This window comes from Corallococcus carmarthensis (genome assembly GCF_003611695.1).
GTDB lineage: Bacteria > Myxococcota > Myxococcia > Myxococcales > Myxococcaceae > Corallococcus > Corallococcus carmarthensis.
In genome coordinates this window covers 1-1,129 of the sequence record NZ_RAWE01000459.1, presented here as the reverse complement: position 1 = coordinate 1,129, position 1,129 = coordinate 1, and the positions used below count along the sequence as shown (strand labels likewise).

At 71.9% G+C, this 1,129-nt stretch carries 1 protein-coding gene and 1 pseudogene; both read left to right on the top strand.

Translation table 11 applies throughout. From position 1 onward, the window contains the following. Positions 1 to 211 (top strand): annotated as a pseudogene (locus tag D7X32_RS44430) (hypothetical protein); the annotation flags it as partial. Next, a partial coding sequence (locus D7X32_RS44425; protein ID WP_147450535.1) for a metallophosphoesterase family protein occupies positions 208 to 1,129 on the top strand: 922 nt, incomplete at its 3' end. The pseudogene D7X32_RS44430 and the gene D7X32_RS44425, both read left to right, overlap by 4 nt.

Below are 1,129 nucleotides of genomic sequence, written 5' to 3'. Positions count from 1 at the left end.
GCTCCGGGGCGAGGCGGTGCTCTTCTACGACCACCGCAAGGACGGACTGGTGGGAGGCCTGCGAGGCCGTGGCGGCGGGATGATTGGTTCATTCGGTTTGAGGGGGCGCGTGCTGCTGACGGAGCGCTGGGGTGTGGCGGCGGAGGCCCAGGCGGGCGGTGCGCTGATGGGGCGGCTGGCGCTGGTGTACGCGGTGGGAGGTGACACGTGAGCGGTGGACTTCGGACCCTGGGCGCGGTGGGGCTCGCGGCGGCGCTGATGTCCTCGGGCTGCGTGCGTCCCAGCGAGGACCGCGCGGTGCGCGACACGCGCGTGGGACAGGCGGAAGCGGACGCGCTGACGGTGGAGGTGGAAGGCGGGCTCGCGTCGGTGCGCACGCTTTCGTCGGGGACGCTGGAGCTGTGGGGCCAGGCGCCGGTGTTCACGGTGCGCGTCGCGGCTGGAGCCGATGCGCGGACGGACTGGCTGTTCATGGTGCACAACGCGATGCCGGACGCGGTGCTGAACGCCGTGGACGAAGCGGGCACGCCGCTGACGGTGGACGCGATGCCGGACGCGCACCCGACGGTGAAGGCGTGGCGCGTGGCCCTGCGGCCGGGGACGACGGCGCGGCTGACGGTGGCGCCGCCGGACTGGGACACGCGCGAGCCGTTCCGGTTCGCGGCGCTGGCGGACGTGCAGGAGGCGCTATCGAAGGTCGGGGACATCTACGCGCGGCTGAACCAGGACCCCTCCCTGCGCTTCATCTTCTTCGCGGGGGACCTGACGGAGTACGGGACGCGCGAACAGTTGGAGGAGTTCCAGCAGCGGCTGGAGGCGGACTCGCGCATCCCGCTGTTCGCCACGCTGGGCAACCACGAGACCTTCACGGACGACGCGCGCGAGTACCAGCGGCTGGTGGGCAGGGCCAGCCAGCACTTCACCTTCCGGGGCGTGCACTTCAGCCTGGTGGACTCCGGCAGCAGCACGGTGGATCCGATGGTGGAGGAGGCGCTGGACGGCTGGTTGGAGGAAGCGCGCGACGCGGTGCACGTGGTGGCGATGCACATCCCCCCGTTGGATCCGATTGGCGTCCGGGGTGGAGGCTTCGCGGTGCGCAACGAGGCGGCGGGGCTGGTGGGGAAGATGG